Annotated in this window: 14 protein-coding genes; 3 read left to right on the forward strand and 11 right to left on the reverse strand. The window is 64.5% G+C overall.

Features of this window, described 5'->3' with window-relative positions; translation table 11 throughout:
• Positions 1 to 90 precede the first annotated feature (90 nt).
• From radC to QX034_RS14460, 6 genes are all read right to left on the reverse strand, one after another.
• The gene (radC, locus tag QX034_RS14435; RefSeq protein ID WP_315701941.1) at positions 91 to 801 is read right to left on the reverse strand and encodes a RadC family protein; all 711 of its coding nucleotides are present in this window, start codon (positions 799 to 801) and stop codon (positions 91 to 93) included.
• 84 nt (positions 802 to 885) lie between these two features.
• Positions 886 to 1,413, reverse strand: coding sequence for an alpha/beta hydrolase (locus QX034_RS14440; protein ID WP_315701940.1), 528 nt, complete (start codon positions 1,411 to 1,413; stop codon positions 886 to 888).
• Complete coding sequence (locus QX034_RS14445; protein ID WP_315728026.1) at positions 1,362 to 2,309, reverse strand: glycosyltransferase; 948 nt, start codon at positions 2,307 to 2,309, stop codon at positions 1,362 to 1,364. Before QX034_RS14445 ends, QX034_RS14440 begins: the two co-directional genes overlap by 52 nt.
• A gap of 319 nt (positions 2,310 to 2,628) precedes the next feature.
• On the reverse strand, positions 2,629 to 3,432 hold the full coding sequence (locus QX034_RS14450; protein ID WP_315701938.1) for an intradiol ring-cleavage dioxygenase: 804 nt from the start codon (positions 3,430 to 3,432) through the stop codon (positions 2,629 to 2,631).
• A gap of 139 nt (positions 3,433 to 3,571) precedes the next feature.
• Positions 3,572 to 4,396, reverse strand: a complete 825-nt coding sequence (gene map, locus QX034_RS14455) for a type I methionyl aminopeptidase (RefSeq protein WP_315701937.1) — start codon at positions 4,394 to 4,396, stop codon at positions 3,572 to 3,574.
• Between the two features lie 88 nt (positions 4,397 to 4,484).
• Positions 4,485 to 5,804, reverse strand: a complete 1,320-nt coding sequence (locus tag QX034_RS14460) for a mechanosensitive ion channel family protein (RefSeq protein ID WP_315701936.1) — start codon at positions 5,802 to 5,804, stop codon at positions 4,485 to 4,487.
• A 220-nt stretch (positions 5,805 to 6,024) separates the two neighbouring features.
• Here QX034_RS14460 and QX034_RS14465 point away from each other — a divergent pair, with 220 nt between their 5' ends.
• Positions 6,025 to 7,818 (forward strand): potassium/proton antiporter, encoded by a 1,794-nt coding sequence (locus tag QX034_RS14465; protein WP_315701935.1) that lies wholly within the window; start codon positions 6,025 to 6,027, stop codon positions 7,816 to 7,818.
• A 16-nt stretch (positions 7,819 to 7,834) separates the two neighbouring features.
• Here QX034_RS14465 and QX034_RS14470 read toward each other — a convergent pair whose 3' ends face one another.
• Complete coding sequence (locus QX034_RS14470; protein ID WP_315701934.1) at positions 7,835 to 8,359, reverse strand: hypothetical protein; 525 nt, start codon at positions 8,357 to 8,359, stop codon at positions 7,835 to 7,837.
• Positions 8,360 to 8,469: 110 nt separating this feature from the next.
• The gene (mepA, locus tag QX034_RS14475) at positions 8,470 to 9,468 is read right to left on the reverse strand and encodes a penicillin-insensitive murein endopeptidase (RefSeq protein WP_315701933.1); all 999 of its coding nucleotides are present in this window, start codon (positions 9,466 to 9,468) and stop codon (positions 8,470 to 8,472) included.
• A 482-nt stretch (positions 9,469 to 9,950) separates the two neighbouring features.
• Between mepA and QX034_RS14480 the strand changes: the two genes are divergently transcribed.
• Positions 9,951 to 12,176: a putative bifunctional diguanylate cyclase/phosphodiesterase gene (locus QX034_RS14480; protein WP_315701932.1), complete on the forward strand. Its 2,226-nt coding sequence runs from the start codon at positions 9,951 to 9,953 to the stop codon at positions 12,174 to 12,176.
• Positions 12,177 to 12,236: 60 nt separating this feature from the next.
• Here the strand turns inward: QX034_RS14480 and lepA are convergent, their stop codons facing one another.
• Positions 12,237 to 14,048 carry a translation elongation factor 4 gene (gene lepA / locus QX034_RS14485; RefSeq protein WP_315701931.1) on the reverse strand — a complete coding sequence of 604 codons (1,812 nt, stop codon included), beginning with the start codon at positions 14,046 to 14,048 and terminating at the stop codon, positions 12,237 to 12,239.
• Between the two features lie 115 nt (positions 14,049 to 14,163).
• On the opposite strand from lepA, the gene QX034_RS14490 reads away from it, so the two are divergent.
• Entirely contained in the window at positions 14,164 to 15,768 is a 1,605-nt protein-coding gene (locus QX034_RS14490; RefSeq protein WP_315701930.1) for a glycosyltransferase family 39 protein, read from the forward strand.
• A 62-nt stretch (positions 15,769 to 15,830) separates the two neighbouring features.
• On the opposite strand, the gene QX034_RS14495 is transcribed toward QX034_RS14490, so the two are convergent.
• The gene (locus QX034_RS14495) at positions 15,831 to 16,160 is read right to left on the reverse strand and encodes an HPr family phosphocarrier protein (RefSeq protein ID WP_315701929.1); all 330 of its coding nucleotides are present in this window, start codon (positions 16,158 to 16,160) and stop codon (positions 15,831 to 15,833) included.
• A complete protein-coding gene (locus QX034_RS14500) occupies positions 16,157 to 16,558 on the reverse strand; it encodes a PTS sugar transporter subunit IIA (protein WP_006611446.1) in 402 nt (133 codons plus the stop codon). The genes QX034_RS14495 and QX034_RS14500 overlap by 4 nt, the downstream gene beginning before the upstream one ends.
• Positions 16,559 to 16,623: the final 65 nt, after the last annotated feature.

A 16,623-nucleotide genomic window follows, 5' to 3' on the forward strand; every position in this document is an offset into this window, starting at 1 on the left:
CTTCGACAAATAAATTTTGTTACATCTTGAGATTGTATAGCGTCGCCGCGTTCGGCTGACAACCGGTCCGAAAGGGAAACGAGGCGGCATTTAGATCAGCTGCAGGCCTCTCAGGCTGGAATGCCCGTTTTTGCCGACGATGATGTGATCGTGCACGGCGATGCCGAGCGGCTTGGCGATATCCACGATCGCCTTCGTCATGCGGATATCGGCTTGCGACGGCGTCGGATCGCCGGATGGATGATTGTGCACCAGGATGATCGCGGTGGCGGAGAGTTCGAGCGCGCGCTTGATCACTTCGCGCGGGTAGACGGGCGTGTGATCGACGGTACCGGTCTGCTGCACCTCGTCGGCGATCAGGTGGTTGCGCTTGTCCAGGAACAGGAGCCGGAACTGCTCCTTCTCGGCGAAGGCCATGCTGGTGCGGCAATAGGTGATGACCTCCTGCCACGATGACAAAGCGTGGCGCTGCTTCAACTCGCCTTTAGCGATCCGGCTGGCGGCGGCTGCGATCAGCTTGAGCTGCGTGACGACGGCCTCGCCGACGCCCTCGACTTCGCGCAGCAGCGGTCCAGGTGCGTGAATAACTTCGGCGAAGGAGCCGAACTTCTTCAACAGCGCCTTCGCAAGCGGCTTCATGTCGCGTCGCGGCTGCGCCGCGAACAGCACCATCTCGAGCAGCTCATAGTCGCTCAGCGCGTCGGCGCCGGCCGCATGGAAGCGCTCGCGCAACCGCTGCCGATGGCCGTGATAATGCGGCGGCTCGGCGCTCTCGGTGGGATGTTTGGGCTCGCTGGACATCGGAGGGGGAGCATGCCTTGCGGCGAGGAATTTGCAACCGCCAAGTGTAACTGGCGCGCCGCCCGCGGACGCTCTCACATCGCGTCAGGGGGCGCGCGGCCTCATCCCCACCGCCAGGAAACGCTCGATCATCGCATTGACCTGGTCGGCCACCTCGATCGTATTGAAATGACCGGCCAGCATCGTCTTGGCGACGACGAGCTGCGGACACAGCTGCTGCAGGCGGTCGAGGTCGCGCGCCATGTTGACCATCGGCACATCGGCGGAGATGTAGGCCATGGGCAGCCGGCAGGTCGCGGCCGCCGGTTCGGGGTCGTGTGACAGGGCGTTGACGAAGGCCGAGACGGCGACATACTGCGGCGTGGCCTCGCAGGGCGGACGGATATACGCGTCGAAGATCGCCTTACGCCGGGCCGGATCGTCATAGTCGCAGCCGATCTCCCAGGCATTCGCCCGCGAGGTGGCCAGATAATTCGGTCCGCTGATGCCTTCGACCAATTGGCGAATGGCAGGCGCCTCCCGGAGGTGGCTCGGAGGCAGCACGATCGAGTCGATCATGATCAGGCCGCTCGCGAGGTCCGGATGGCGGCCGCAGAGCTCGAGCGAGAGCATGCCGCACTGCGTAGCAGGTGGACGTTATTCGGCGCCTTCAGGCTTGCGACATCGACATTGGGGCCGGCGGTCGTGACCGCCTCGACCTCGATGAGGCCCATGGCATCGATGATCCGCTGCACCAGCTCGCCTTGGCCCTGCGCGCCGGTGCTGCAGCTGATCAGCACGCGCGGCTGCTTGACGGTCGCCTTCCACGGGGCGCGCCAAGGCTCCGACCAGCTGGGCTGGTCGAGCAGCGGCCCGACATATCTGACGTTGGTGGGAAGCCAGTCGGCCTCGAAGTCGAACGCGCGGCTCGTCGCCAACAACACGCGAGCCGGCCGGTCGAACAGGTCCATGACATGGCTGACGCCGGCAACGCCGAGATGCGCACAGCTTTCGTTGAGATCCGGCAGGAACTCGTTCATGAAATCCGAGAACCGTTGGTTGGCAGCATCGATTTCGGCGCGTTGCTGCAGGGTCTTCGCCGCGCCTAAGCCGCTGGTGGCGGGCGGCTGGCCGGCCAGAGGTCGAATGCCGATGTGCGGCGAGAGCATTGCTGCGGGGGCGCCGGCGGCTTCGGCTCCGAGCACGATATCCAGGCTTAGAACGGCGTCGGTTTCAGCCCTGCCGAGTTCGTCGCGGATGTCGGCTGCATAGCGCGTCGCCGGCTCGAATACCGTACGTTTGATCAAGTCTCCCATATTGGCGAAGTCGGTCGGGTCTGCGTCGTTGCCGACCGGAGCGCGATCCCAACTCACGAAATCGAATGCAGCGGCCAGGACCTCGTCACGCATCGCCGGGTCGGCCATCACCCTGACGAGGTGCCCCCTCTGCCGAAGCTGGCGGCCGGCCGTGAGCAGAGGATTGAGGTTGCCGGATGTGCCCCATGATGCGAGCAGGAAATTGTACGACACGATGCGAGCCTCCATGATTGTCCGACGGATCCGTTCAGGTGTCGGCGAAGGCGGGCCAGCGCTCGGCTGGACGCCGACGAACGGCCTGATGCGGCACGCCTCGGCAATGTCGGCTACGGGAGAATGTCGCGTCGAAATGCGATGGTTACGCGTGTAATGGTCCGGTTACGGTGTGTAGCTGGCGGACTCGGGCCGCCATATCTCGGCCATGACAGGGCCTCTACCGGACAAGTTTGTTCGTCGTCGCCGATGCGGCACGATCGGGCGTCGCGCGCAGCCGCGCCTGCGGCTGCCGGCGCAACTAAGAACGGAGCGGCAGTCAGAACGGGCTGCGCCTCAGGCCCGGCACCAGCGCGGCCAGGCGATCCTTGATCCACGGCGCGCGGGTGGGCGGACCGCTCGGCATGATGTCGGCGCTCGGCCTCGCATTGCGATCGACCGCCAGCGTCAGCAGCGCGACATAGCGGTCGCGCTCCTCCTTCACCGCACAATAGGCGCGGTGGTCGGGATCGGCTTGTGTGGCGACCCGATCATTGGCGTTGATCACCAGGCGCTGTTTCGGCCGTCCCGTGTAGTCGGGCACATTGTTGTAGATGAATTCGTTCAGTGCTTCCGGGAAGAAGGTCTGTCCCGTCAACGCGGTATGCTCATCCAGGAACACCTTGAAATGGACATGCGTGGCACGTCCCGCATACCAGCCTGGATAGATGGTGCTGAACGCGGCCCAGCCCGCGGCATCGGCAAGCTGCGTGCCGCGCAAGAATGTCTTGCCGGTCTGGTCGATATTGTGCCCGTCGCCTTGGTCGCGAAACGCCGAATAGAGCCCGTGCGCGTCGCAATGCCAGATATCGACCCGCGCGCCCGCGATCGGCGTACATGATCCGGCTTCGATCACGCGCAGCTGCAATGATAAGGGCACGCCGGGCCGGCCTTCGGTGATATCGGCGCGCACCAGCTTCGGGTCGAGGTAATAGGGCCCTTCTTCGGATTGCGGCGTCAGGATGCAGGAGTCGTCGACAGCGGAAGCGGTCGCCTCCGCGGCGCGCCCAGGACCGGCCGGCAACAGGCTTGCTGCTCCGGCAGAGGCGAGGCCCAGAAATCCCCGGCGTGTTGCGTGTGTCAAGCATGCCTCCTCTCGCGCGATGGAGGCTGCACTCCATCAGCGCGGGATGGCAACAATCGGACCGCCGCACGAGGCGGCCAAAGCCGACGGGAGGCGCCGCCCAGATTTGGACGATCGACTTAGACGTCAGACTTACATGTCAGACTTGGACGAAAGGCTTCTCGCCGTGACGCTCGGACAGCGTGAAAATCTCGACACCGTCATTGGTCACGCCGACCGAATGCTCGAACTGCGCCGACAACGAACGGTCGCGGGTCACCGCGGTCCAGCCGTCCGAGAGGATCTTCACATGCGGCTTGCCGAGATTGATCATCGGCTCGATCGTGAAGAACATGCCGGGCTTGAGCGGCACGCCTTCGCCGGGTCGCCCGACATGGATGATGTTCGGCTCGTCGTGGAACAGGCGGCCAAGGCCATGGCCGCAGAAGTCACGCACCACGCTCATCCCCTGCGGCTCGACGAAGCTCTGGATCGCATGTCCGATGTCACCGGTGGTGGCACCGGGTCTGACCGCGGCGATGCCGCGCATCATCGATTCATAGGTCACTTCGATCAGCCGCTCCGACTTGCGCGAGATCGCGCCCACCGCGTACATCCGGCTGGAGTCGCCGTACCAGCCGTCGACGATGAAGGTGACGTCGATGTTGACGATGTCGCCTTCCTTCAACGGGCGATCGCTCGGCATGCCGTGGCAGACGACGTGATTGATCGAGACGCAGGTGGAATAGCGATAGCCGCGATACATCAGCGTGGCCGGATAGGCGCCATGGCTGAAGGCGAACTCGCGGACGAATTCGTCGATTCGCGAGGTCGGGATACCGGGTTTGACGAGGTCGGTGAGTTCGTCGAGGCACTTGGACACCAGCCGGCCGGCCTTGCGCATGCCGGCAAAGCCGGCCGCTCCGTGCAGCTTGATTTGGCCGGTCTTGCGCAATGCGTTGTCGGTGGCTTCGATGTAGCTCATGGGCGCGGTTTGTTCCCGAGAATTCGCTGGTTTAAGGGTCTAATTTAATGATCGTAGCGCCCCGCGCAAGCGCGGGGAGCACCGGAGCCTAGCCCGTCGGCACTTCCACCGTGGTTTCCACGGGGAGCGCCCCGCCACGGACGCGGATTTCGCGCACGGGATAGGGCACGCGGATGCCCTCGCGCTTGAAGGCGTCCCAGAGCGACAGCATGATCTCGCTCTTGATGCTGTCCATGTCGCCGGGATCGGAAATCCAGGCCGTCAGCGAGAATTTCATCCCGGCTTCGGTGAATTCGGTGAGCAGGCAGTTCGGCGGCTTGGATTTCAGGGTCCGCGGCGTGGCCGCGGCGATTCCGATCGCGAGCTTGCAAACGAGCCTGGGATCGGCGTCGTAATTGGTGCCGAAATTGACCTTCACCAGCGTGTTCTTGTCGGTGTAGGTCCAATTGGTCACCTTCTGGGTCACGAGGTCTTCATTGGGGATCAGGAATTCGCGGCCATCGCCCGCGGCGACCGAGATGTAGCGGGTGTTCATGGCGCTGATGCGCCCGGAACTGTCGCCGATGGTGACGAGATCGCCCGGCTTCACCGATTTGTCGGCGAGCAGGATGATGCCGCTGATGAAATTGGCGACGATCTTCTGCAGGCCGAAACCGATGCCGACGCCCGCGGCGCCCGAGAAGATCGCCAGCGCCGAGAGATTGATGCCCACCGCGCTCAAGGCGATCGCGACCGCCAGGATCAGCAGCCCCATGCGCACCATTTTGATCAGGAGCACCTGGATCGACGGCGTGAGATCGGTAGAGCGGGTGATGCGGCCTTCGACGAAATTGCTGGCGATGTTGGTCAGCCACAGGGCTGCGATCAGCAGCACGCCGAGCTTGATGACCAGGAGCGGCGTCAGTCGCAGGCCGCCCAGCACCACCGACACCGAATCGAGGGCGTCGAGCACGGCGTCGAGCTGGCCGATGATGCTGAGCGCGGCGACGAGCCAGGCCGAGATCGACACCACCCGCACCAGCAGCGTGTTGCGGATCACCGAGGTGACGAGCCGAATCACGAGCCAGGCGAGCGCAAGCTTCAATGCGACTGCGAGCAGATAGCTGCGGCTCGGCCAGGTCCACAGCACCATGACCGTGCGAGCGATCCGCATCAGGATCACGAAAACCACCGTCGTCAGGCTTTCGACCAGGACGCGCAGGAACTGCCTGAGCGGCCCCGGCCAGCCCATCGCCAGCGAGGTCAGATCGATGCGGGAGCGGATCGCCGCGCCCGCGGCAAAGGCCAATCCGGCCCCGGCCAGCAGCAGGCCGAACTGCAGGTAGAACCAGGGCGAGGTGACCTCGGCGCCAACCGACCGGGCGGCCGTCTGCAGGGCGGTCAGAACGTCGTTGAGGTCGAAGTCCATCGGGATTCTCGGATTGGAGCGGAGCCCCGAATCGATGTGGTGATTCGGGGAATTGGCGGGTCTTCCGCACGAGTGGGCCGCGCGGACGCCCATATACCAGTATACAGGCGATGCGCGTAACCGCCCAAAATGGACATATCGCCGCGATTTGCGCAAATCCGGTTGGCGGGCGAGTATGGCGCCGATAAGACTGTAACAGTCGGATTCAGTTGCACTTTTGATGTCCTCTCTCGACGCCGTCAGTATTGCCATTCTTCTGGGCGCGGTCCTCGTCATGGCCGGCATCCTGTCGAGCCTGCTCGCGCTGCGGTTCGGGGCCCCCCTGCTACTGGCGTTTCTGGTGATCGGCATGCTGGCCGGGGACTCCGGCCCAGGCCATATCGAATTCCAGGACGTGCGGACCACCTATCTGGTGGGATCGGTCGCGCTCGCGCTGATCCTGTTCGACGGCGGCTTGCGGACCCGCTTTCAAAGCATCCGCGCCGTGCTGGCGCCATCGATGGTGCTGGCCACGATTGGTGTGCTGCTGACCGCGTTCATCACTGCACCGGTCGCCAAATACGCGCTGGATTTGAATTGGACCGAGGGGCTCCTGGTGGGCGCTGTGGTCGCGTCGACCGATGCGGCCGCCGTCTTCCTGTTGGTCCATGCGCAGGGGCTGCGGCTACGTCCCCGCGTCGGCGCGACGCTCGAAGCGGAGTCCGGCAGCAACGATCCCTTTGCGGTGTTTCTCACGCTGACCTTGGTCGAGTTGATCTCGGTCGGTCACGGCTCGTTCGGCCATTTCATGGCCGAGCTTGCACGTGAGGCCATCCTGGGCGTTTTGTTCGGCGTCGTCGGGGGACGCTGCGTGGTGATCGCGCTGAATAAAGTGGCGCTGCCGCAGGGCCTGCACGCCCCCTTCGTCACGACGGCAGCCCTCGTCATTTTCGGCGCGGCGCAGATTGCCCACGCCTCCGGCTTTCTCGCCGTCTATCTGGCCGGCATCATCATCGGCAACCGGCCGACCCGCGCCCACAATTCGATCGTGACGTTTCTCGATGCCGCGACCTGGCTCGCGCAGATCGTGATGTTCGTGCTGCTCGGGCTTCTGGTCTCGCCGTTGCGGCTGCTCGACAGCATCGTGCCGGCGGTCGCCGTTGCGCTGGTGCTGATGCTGGTGGCGCGGCCGCTTGCGGTGTTCGTGTGCCTGATGCCGTTTCGCTTCAACTGGCGCGAGAAGCTGTTCATGGCCTGGACCGGCCTGCGCGGCGCGGTCGCGATCTTCCTGGCCTCGATCCCGATGCTGGTCGGCCTGTCCAAGGCCTATCTCTATTTCGATGTCGCCTTCGTCGTGGTCATCATCTCACTGGTCGCCCAGGGCTGGACGCTCGGTACGGCGGCGCGGCGCTTGCAGGTGGCGCTCCCGCGCACCGATCGCGGTCCCCGCCGCGTCGAGCTCGATCTGCCTGGCCAGCTGGAGCAGCAGCTGGTCGGCTATCCGATCCGCGCCAAGAGCCTGTTCTTTCGACGCGGCCTCATCCCGTCCTGGTCGAAGCCGACGCTGGTGATTCGCAACGAGCAGATCCTTTCGCCGGTCGAAGCCGACCCGATCGCGCCCGGCGACTATCTGTATCTGCTGGCGCCGCCCGAGAAGGCCGAGTCGCTGGACCGCTTCTTCGTCGACATGCCGCCGTCCTCGGCACCTGATCCGCATCTGCTCGGTGATTTCATGGTGTCGGCCGAGCACACGCTCGAGGAGCTCGCGGAGATCTACGGCGTCAAGGTGGCCGAAGGCGAGGCCAAGCTCACGCTCGCCGACTATTTCGATGTCCATCTCGATCACGCGCCGAAGGAGGGAGCGACGCTCGCACTCGACGCCATCGTGCTGGTGGCGCGCTCGATCTCGGGCGGACGGGTCAATGTCGTCGGCCTGCGCCTGCCGGAGGAGGAAGAGGCTGCGCCGGTCGCGACGCGCACCGAGCAGCTCAAGCGCAAACTGGCCGATGTCTGGGCCTCGGTAGCGGGGGTTTAGATGTCAAGAAGCGTCATCATTCCGCGGGCAGGATCGCGATCGAAATCGCGTCCTCCTTGGTGCCGCTGATCTGCAGCACGAGGGGCTTGGCCGCGAGTTCGTATTTCATGGTTTTGCGAATCCCGCCGCAGTCGGTGGCGCCGCTGAAGGCGATCGGCTTGATGAAATGTCCGTCCTGCAGCACGTCGATCCAGCCGCCGCTGGAGAGGCTGATGGTGTAGATGCCGGGCTTCGGTGCGGTCGTGATCCGCGCAAAGCCGGCGAAGGTGCCGTCCTTCGGCGCGCGTTCCGGCGCGGAGGGCAGCTTCGCCTCGGCTGGTGGGACCAGGCCGAGTGTGAAGCCCGATTGGGGGATGGCGGCGAATTCGTTGCCCGAGGCGAGCCGCGCGCGATCAGGGGCCGTCAACGCGGCGCGTTCGCGGTCGATGGGCCATTTGAACTTATCGCAGCCGCTCGGCTCTTCTGCCGCAAGGGCGGTGGTGGCGCCGATCAGGGTCAGTGCAAGCGCAAAAGAGGCAGATGAAGGCCGAGAGATGGACATGACGACACCAGGCAATCCGCCGCGGCAGGGCGAGGACTTTTGATCAAGAGAGCTGCGGGCGGGACCGTCATCCCGGATGATGAAAGCGCTTACGGCGCTTCGGTATGATATTAGCGGATGTTCCCCGCTTTGGTGATCCCAATCCCGTTAGCCATCCCGGCATTCGTCTTTGCATCCGGCGCATGCAACACGGCGCGGCACTCCGGCGGCAATTGCGCCATCGTGATCGGAGGCACCGGCTTGGGCGGCTCCTTGGGCGGCGGCGGATGCAGCACCGAGTCCTGAAACCAAAAGGCCAGATCGGCGGCGCTGCAACCATCGCCGCCCTCCTGCTCCTTCTGGCCGTGACACTCCTTGTCGCCCGGCGGGCAAGTGATCCGGATATGGAAATGATAGTCGTGGCCCCACCAGGGCCGCACCTTCCTCAGCCAGCTGCGGTCGCCCTTGGCGTCGCGGCACAGCGCCTTCTTGATCGCGGCGTTGACGAAGATGCGCTGAACCGCCGGCTCCCGCGCGGCGTCGCGGATGACGGCAAGATGTCCCGGCGTAAAGACGCGCGGATCGACGTCGAGCCGATCCTCCCGCACCATCATGACCGCTGACGTCTCCTCGCGCTCCTCCCGCGACAGGCGGTGATCGGGCATCGGCGTCAGCCAGATGTCGGCATCGAGCCCGATCTGATGGCTGGCATGGCCGCTCAGAGCCGGGCCGCCGCGCGGCTGGCTGATATCGCCGACCAGAATGCCGGGCCAGCCGGCGTCCTTGTGCGCCTTGGCCGCCAGCCGCTTCAGCAGCGCGATCAGTTGCGGGTGTCCCCAGTTGCGGTTTCGTGACAGCCGCATCACCTGCCAGGCGTCGCCGTTGATCGGCATCGGCTCGGCGCCCGCAAGACAGCCGCGATTGTAAGTCCCGATCACCTTGGTCGGCAGCGCCGCAGACAGCAGCTTGCGCGCGAACAGTTCCTTTGCAGGCGTGTCGGGATCGTCCGGGTGCTCCAGCGGAGGCAGCGGCTTCGGATCGACGCTGCCCTTGTCCTGCGCCGAGGCAGGCCACGCGGTCAACGTGGCGATGATGGCGAGAAGCGCGATCAGAGGAGGGCGAGCTTGCATCGGATCACTCTGTTCTGTCGACCATACCACAGGTCGTCGCTTCTGCCCATTTTGCCGCGCCGGGTCCCGCGCTCAGCCAGGTGCTCGGACGGTCCTCGTTCCTGGAGCCGCCGCCGATCGGCGGATGGAACGCAGCTCGACGGGCGGAGGCATGTGAGATGCACCGCGCCATTAAGCGCTTGGCAACCTTGATCCCAACTCGGCGGTTTCCCGCGTCGGCCGTGGAACACACGCCTTGGGTGTGCCTCTGCGCGCGTTCATTTCTCTCCATTACTCGGTATGCGGGATTATTACCACCCGGCGTTTCGTCCTGCTTATCGTCGGTTGTAGACCGCTTGTGATCCGCTTGTGCGACGGGGGCTCGCGCTGTTTTCAAGGCATCGCCTTCAGGTTGCATAGCAAAACCGTCGGCGGAACGAGATACCATTTTTTCAGACCTTGGCCGACAACATCGTGATTGAGTAAGTTGAGTGAGGCGGTGCATGCGGCCCATCAGGCCAATGAAGCGAAAGAAACCGATGCGGGTGCCGCAGGCACGCGCGCAGTTCCGTCCCGTCAAACCCAATCCATTGCTCCCGACGCTGGCGGCCTCGCCGCCGATTGAAGCGGAGGAGATCGCACGCACCCGCGCCGAAGCTGCGGCCGCCATTGCCGACGCCCAAAAGGCGCACGAACGCCTGGTCGAGGCGATCGATATTCTGCCGCAAGGCATCGTCTTCCTCGATGCGGAAGGCCGTTACATCCTCTGGAACAAGAAATACGCCGAGATCTACAATCGCAGCTCGGACCAGTTCCAGCCGGGTGCGCGGCTGCAGGATACGATCCGGGTCGGCATTGCGCGCGGCGATTACCCCGAAGCGATCGGGCGGGAAGACGAATGGGTCTCCGATCGGCTCGACAAGCTGTTTCATCCGTGCGGGCCTCACGAACAGAAATTGTCGGACGGCCGTGTCATCCTGATCGAGGAGCGTCTGACCGACGATGGCGGCATTATCGGGCTGCGCGTCGATATCACCGCGTTGAAGCAGCGCGAGGAGTCCTTTCGCCTCCTGTTCGACGGCAATCCTGTTCCGATGATCGTCTGTGCGCAGGACGATGGGCAGGTCCTTGGCGTCAATGACGCGGCCGCAGAGCACTACGGCTACAGCCGGGCCGAGTTCAAGCAACTCGGCATCCGCAACCTGCAGGCCTTCGAGAGCGATCCGCCCTGGGCCAATGAGCGCCCGAGCGAAGAGCAGGCCGCGCGGACCTGGAAGCATGTGCGCGCCGACGGCGCCCTGATCGATCTCGCCATCTATTCGCGGCACCTCGTCTATGAGGAGAGGCCCGCGGTTCTGCTGGCGCTGATGGACATCACCGAACGCAAGCGGGCGGAGGCGCGGCTTGCGTTCTTGGCCCAGCACGATGCGATGACCGGCCTGCCCAACCGCAACCTGCTGCGTCAGCAGATGGACGACATGCTGGCGCAGACGCGGCGCGGCTCCGACAAGATGGCGGTGCTGGTGCTCGGGCTCGACAGTTTCAAGTCTGTCAACGACACGCTGGGCCACGGCGTGGGCGACAAGTTGTTGCGCGCGGTCGCCAAGCGGCTGCGGTCGGTTCTGCGCGAAAAGGACATCGTGGCGCGTCTCAATTCGGACGAGTTCGCGGTGGTCCAGGGTGGCCTGAGCCGCCCGGAGGATGCCGCGCAGCTGTGCCGGCGGCTGTTGCAGGCGCTCGCCGATCCTTATTTGCTCGACGGTCATTCCATCGTGATCGGGGCCACGGTCGGCATCGCCATGGCGCCCAGCGACGGCGACGACGCCGAGAAGCTGCTGAAGAACGCCGATATGGCGCTGTCACGCGCCAAGAGCGAGACGCGCGGCACGTTCAGCTATTTCGAGGCGGGCATGGATGCGCGCGCCCAAAGCCGCCGCAAGATGGAAATCGAATTGCGCGATGCGATCCGGCGCGAAGTCCTGCAGGCTTACTATCAGCCGCTGATCGACCTCTCGAGCGGGCGCATCACCGGCTTCGAGGCGCTGGTGCGCTGGCCGCATCCGGAGCGCGGCATGATCCCGCCCTCGGAGTTCATTCCGATCGCCGAGGAAACCGGGTTGATCTCCGCCCTCGGTCGGCTGATGCTGCGCCAGGCCTGCTTTGATGCGGCGAGTTGGCCCGACGACGTTCGTGTCGCCGTCAATCTGTCGCCGCTGCAGTTTCGGGTCGGCAATGTGCTGTCGCAGGTGATGGACGTGCTGAAGCAGTCCGGCCTGCCGCCGACGCGGCTCGAGCTCGAGATCACCGAGACCCTGGTGTTGGAAAAGAGCGGCCAGGTGCTCGCGACGTTGCATGCGTTGCGCGCGCTCGGGGTGCGGATCTCGATGGACGATTTCGGCACCGGCTATTCCAGCTTGAGCTATCTGCGCAGCTTTCCGTTCGACAAGATCAAGGTCGACCAGTCGTTCATTCGCGATCTCGCGGCCAACCGCGAGGCCCAGGCGATCGTCCGCTCGATCGTCAGCCTTGGCAAGGGGCTTGGCGTGACCATCACCGCCGAGGGCGTCGAAACCGAGGCCGAGCTGCGCTGCCTGCGCGCCGAGGGCTGCCACGAAGGACAGGGCTTTTTGTTCAGCCGGCCGCGCCCCAACGCCGAGATCGTCGGACTGCTGCAGGCGCAATACGATGCGGATCAGAGGTCGTCCGGCCCGAGGGTGCTGGTGGCCTAGCTTAAGCAGACCTTTACCGCGCTTGCCGAGCCGCCCCAGGCGCGACCCATCGAGGCTGCCTCAGCTATCCACCTTGAGCGCGGCGATGAAGGCTTCCTGCGGAATGTCGACCTTGCCGAACTGCCGCATCTTCTTCTTGCCTTCCTTCTGCTTCTCCAGAAGTTTTCGTTTACGCGTGATGTCGCCGCCGTAGCATTTCGCGGTGACGTCCTTGCGCAGCGCGCGTACGGTCTCGCGCGCGATCACCTTGCCGCCGATCGCCGCCTGGATCGGGATCTGGAACATGTGCGGCGGGATCAGCTCCTTCATCTTCTCGACCATGGCGCGGCCGCGCCCTTCGGCACGGGTCCGATGCACCAGCATCGACAGCGCGTCCACCGGCTCGTTGTTGACGAGGATCTGCATCTTGACCAGATCGGCCGGCTTGTAGTCGGTCAGGTGATAGTCGAACGACGCATAGCCCTTGGAGACGGATTTCAAGCGGTCGTAGAAGTCGAACACCACTTCGTTCAGCGGCAGATCGTATTTCACCATCGCGCGGGTGCCGACGTAGGTCAGCTCCTTCTGGCTGCCGCGGCGGTCCTGGCAGAGCTTCAATACGCTGCCGAGATATTCGTCCGGCGTCAGGATCGTGGCCTCGATCCAGGGCTCCTGGATCTCGGCGATCTTGACCACGTCGGGCATGTCGACCGGGTTGTGGATCTCGATCTCGGTGCCGTCGGTCAGTTTCATCTTGTAGATGACGGAAGGCGCGGTCGCGATCAGGTTGAGGTCGAATTCGCGGCTGAGCCGTTCCTGGATGATCTCGAGGTGCAGCAGCCCGAGGAAGCCGCAGCGGAAGCCGAAGCCCAGCGCGGCCGAGGTCTCCATCTCGAAGGAGAAGCTGGCGTCGTTGAGGCGCAATTTGCCCATCGCGGCGCGCAGCGTTTCGAAATCGTCCGCATCGACCGGGAACAGGCCGCAGAACACGACCGGGATCGCCGGCTTGAAGCCCGGCAGCATTTCCGACACGGGCTTGCGATCGTCGGTGATGGTGTCGCCGACGCGCGTGTCGGCCACTTCCTTGATCGCGGCGGTGATGAAGCCGATCTCGCCGGGGCCGAGCTCGTCGACCTGCTGCATCTTCGGCGTGAAGAAGCCGACGCGCTCGACGTCATAGGCGGCACCGGTGCCCATCATCCGGATGCGCTGGCCCTTCTTCATGACGCCGTCGACGATGCGCACCAGCACGACGACGCCGAGATAGACGTCGTACCAGCTGTCGACCAGCAGAGCCTTCAAGGTCGCCTCGCGGTCGCCCTTCGGCGGCGGCAGCCGGGTGACGATCGCCTCCAGCACGTCCGGAACGCCCAACCCCGTCTTGGCTGAGATCATCACCGCGTCCGAGGCGTCGATGCCGATCACGTCTTCGATCTGCTGCTTGATCTTGTCGGGCTCGGCGGCCGGCAGATCGATCTTGTTGAGGACCGGGACGATCTCGTGGTTGTTGTCGAGCGCCTGATAGACGTTGGCGAGGGTTTGCGCCTCAACGCCCTGGCTGGCGTCGACCACCAGGAGCGAGCCTTCGCAGGCCGCCAGCGACCGCGAGACCTCGTAGGCGAAGTCGACGTGGCCGGGCGTGTCCATCAGGTTGAAGATGTAATCCTTGCCGTCCTTGGCCCGGTAGTGCAGGCGCACCGTCTGCGCCTTGATGGTGATGCCGCGCTCGCGCTCGATGTCCATCGAATCGAGCACCTGCTCCTTGCCCGCCATCTCGCGGTCCGACAGGCCGCCTGTCATCTGGATCAGGCGGTCGGCCAAGGTCGACTTTCCATGGTCGATATGGGCGACGATGGAGAAGTTGCGGATGTTGGGAATGGGGACGGTCGTCATGCGCCGCGCAGATAGCATTCAGGCCCCAAAGCAGCAACCATATTGCTGAATTTGAAGGAGCTTTCTTCACGGCAAGCTGATTCCATCGGGCCGGAAAACGCGGTACCGAGAGGCCATGTCGAGCACGTCTTTTCTTCCCGCGACGGCGCGTGCGCGCGGCCGCGCCCCTCTTGCCCGGATGTCGGCCTGGATCGCGGCGCGCGCCAGCGATCCCGCAACCGGCCTGTGGCTGGTGGTCACGTTTGCGGTCCTGCACGCGGTGCTCTGGACCGTGATCCTGACCAATCTGAAGGCGGCGCAGGACATCCATATGGATGTCGCGGAGGCCTATGCCTGGGGCAGCAAGTTCCAGCTCGGCTATGGCAAGCATCCGCCGCTGTCGGGCTGGATCGCCGGCCTCTGGTTCATGGTCTTTCCGGTCAAGGATTGGGCGACTTACGCGCTGGCCATGACCACCGTCAGTGTCGGCCTCGTCATCTGCTGGTTCATCAGCCTCAAGGTGGTTGATCGGCGCCGGGCGTTCTTCGTCGTGGTCATGCTCGCGCTCTATCCGATCTTCAATTTCAAGGGCTTCAAATACAATCCCGACCTGCTGCAGCTGGTCACGCTGCCGCTCGTGATGCTGGCCTATCTCAACGCCTTCAAGAAGCGCAGCGTCGTTTCCGGCATCTGGCTCGGCCTTGCCGGCGCGGCTGCCCTGATGACGAAATATTGGGTGCTGACGATGATCGGCGCGATCGGGCTGGCTGCGCTGATCCATCCCGAGCGGCTTAGATTCCTGGCCTCGCCCGCGCCCTGGGTCGGCATCGCCACGATGATCGTCGCGATGATTCCGCACCTCGTGTGGCTGTGGGACGTCGATTTCGTGCCGCTGACCTACGCGGGTGACGTCTACACGCTGTCGGATCGGGGGAGGGCCGCGCAGCTCGTGCTCGGCTATGTCGGCCATAATCTGGCGCTGCTCGCGCTCCCGATTGCGCTCGCCGCCCTGGTTCTGGCGTGGCCGCCGCGCTGGGCTTTCCGCAATTGGCGCTCTGGTCCAAATCCCGGCGTCAATGTCAGCCAGGCGCTCAATGTCTGGATGGTGCAGGCGATCGTGGCGATCGGGCCGCCGCTCGGTGGGCTTGCCTTCACGATCTATATGAAGACCGACTGGGGCATCTCGCTGTTCTTCCTGGTGCCGCTGGCGCTGGTCGCCATTCCCGCTCTGCGTATCCGCCAAGCGGTGGTGGTTCGTTTGACCACGCTGTGGCTCGTGCTCTCGCTGCTGACCCTGGTGGCCTCGCCCTCGATCGCGCTGCGCGAGATGAAGGCGAGCCCAAATGGCTCGACGAGTTATGCGGCCCGGTCGCAATTGGCCCGTGAGCTGACCGACGCCTGGCATGCCCGCTTCGGCTCGCCCTGGCCGCTCGTCGCCGGCTATTCGGAGATGAACACGCCGATGACGTTCTACAGTCCCGACCACCCGCGGCCGTTCACGGTGCCGTTCATGGCGGACGAGACCTGGGGATCGGGCTTGACCTCGCTGGAGGATCTCAACCGCGAAGGCTTCATCGGGATCTGCGACACGACCGATAACCGGATCGCCGCCTGCGAAGCCTGGATGGCGCAGCAGGCGCCCAAGGCCGAGAAGCTCGTGATGACCACACAGCGCTTCTTCCGCGGTCAGCAGGGTCCTGCGATCGAATGGAAGATCTTTATTCAGCCGCCGGGGAAGTAGCCCGGAGCGCGTGATTCCGAGACGCCGCGTCACGACCGCCAGGAATGACGGCAAGGGCCGGCTTACACCCCTTCTTCGTGAAACTTGTCGTTGACGAGCTCGGTAATCGCCTGGAGGGCGGCTTCGGCCTCAGGTCCGGCGGCGGAGACCAGGATCGTGGTCCCAGGGGCGGCGGCCAGCATCATCAGGCCCATGATCGAGCGCCCGCCCACGGTTTCGCCGCCGCGGGTCACCCAGACTTCGGCCTGAAACTGCTCGACCGTCTGGACGAATTTGGCCGAGGCGCGGGCGTGCAAGCCGCGCTTGTTGGTGATCAGGAGCTCCCGGGATAACGCATCTGCGGGCACCGCTGGCCCGGCGACGTGGTTCTGGGGAGCGTCCTCGTCACTCATTTGCCGGCGAGCACACGGCTGGCGATCGTCACATATTTGCGGCCGGCTTCCTGGGCCATGGCGATCGCGTCCGGCAAGGAACGCTCCTCGCGGACCTTGGCCAGCTTCACCAGCATCGGCAGGTTGATTCCGGCGAGCACCTCGACCTTAGGTCGGCTCATGCAGGAAATCGCGAGGTTCGACGGCGTGCCGCCGAACATGTCGGTCAGAATGGCAACGCCATCGCCGGTATCGACGCGGTTCACGGCTTCGATGATATCGCTGCGACAGAGATCGGAGTCATCGTCCGCGCCGATTGTCACGGCTTCGATTTGTTTTTGAGGACCCATGACATGCTCGAGCGCCGCTCTGAACTCGTCGGCGAGGCGCCCATGGGTCACCAGTACCAGGCCAATCATTGGATACTCCTCGCGGGCGCCTTGGGTGCACCGCACGAACGCGCCACTTTGACCATCCAGAGCCC

This window comes from Bradyrhizobium sp. SZCCHNR3119 (assembly GCF_032487775.1).
Classification (GTDB): domain Bacteria; phylum Pseudomonadota; class Alphaproteobacteria; order Rhizobiales; family Xanthobacteraceae; genus Bradyrhizobium.

What these genes read in the sequence shown, in the direction of transcription:
- radC (WP_315701941.1), bottom strand. Translation starts at nt 801, where the DNA reads ATGTCCAGCGAGCCCAAACATCCCACCGAGAGCGCCGAGCCGCCGCAT.
- QX034_RS14440 (WP_315701940.1), bottom strand. Translation starts at nt 1,413, where the DNA reads ATGCTCTCGCTCGAGCTCTGCGGCCGCCATCCGGACCTCGCGAGCGGC.
- map (WP_315701937.1), bottom strand. Translation starts at nt 4,396, where the DNA reads ATGAGCTACATCGAAGCCACCGACAACGCATTGCGCAAGACCGGCCAA.
- QX034_RS14460 (WP_315701936.1), bottom strand. Translation starts at nt 5,804, where the DNA reads ATGGACTTCGACCTCAACGACGTTCTGACCGCCCTGCAGACGGCCGCC.
- QX034_RS14465 (WP_315701935.1), top strand. Translation starts at nt 6,025, where the DNA reads ATGTCCTCTCTCGACGCCGTCAGTATTGCCATTCTTCTGGGCGCGGTC.
- QX034_RS14470 (WP_315701934.1), bottom strand. Translation starts at nt 8,359, where the DNA reads ATGTCCATCTCTCGGCCTTCATCTGCCTCTTTTGCGCTTGCACTGACC.
- mepA (WP_315701933.1), bottom strand. Translation starts at nt 9,468, where the DNA reads ATGCAAGCTCGCCCTCCTCTGATCGCGCTTCTCGCCATCATCGCCACG.
- QX034_RS14480 (WP_315701932.1), top strand. Translation starts at nt 9,951, where the DNA reads ATGCGGCCCATCAGGCCAATGAAGCGAAAGAAACCGATGCGGGTGCCG.
- lepA (WP_315701931.1), bottom strand. Translation starts at nt 14,048, where the DNA reads ATGACGACCGTCCCCATTCCCAACATCCGCAACTTCTCCATCGTCGCC.
- QX034_RS14490 (WP_315701930.1), top strand. Translation starts at nt 14,164, where the DNA reads ATGTCGAGCACGTCTTTTCTTCCCGCGACGGCGCGTGCGCGCGGCCGC.
- QX034_RS14495 (WP_315701929.1), bottom strand. Translation starts at nt 16,160, where the DNA reads ATGAGTGACGAGGACGCTCCCCAGAACCACGTCGCCGGGCCAGCGGTG.
- QX034_RS14500 (WP_006611446.1), bottom strand. Translation starts at nt 16,558, where the DNA reads ATGATTGGCCTGGTACTGGTGACCCATGGGCGCCTCGCCGACGAGTTC.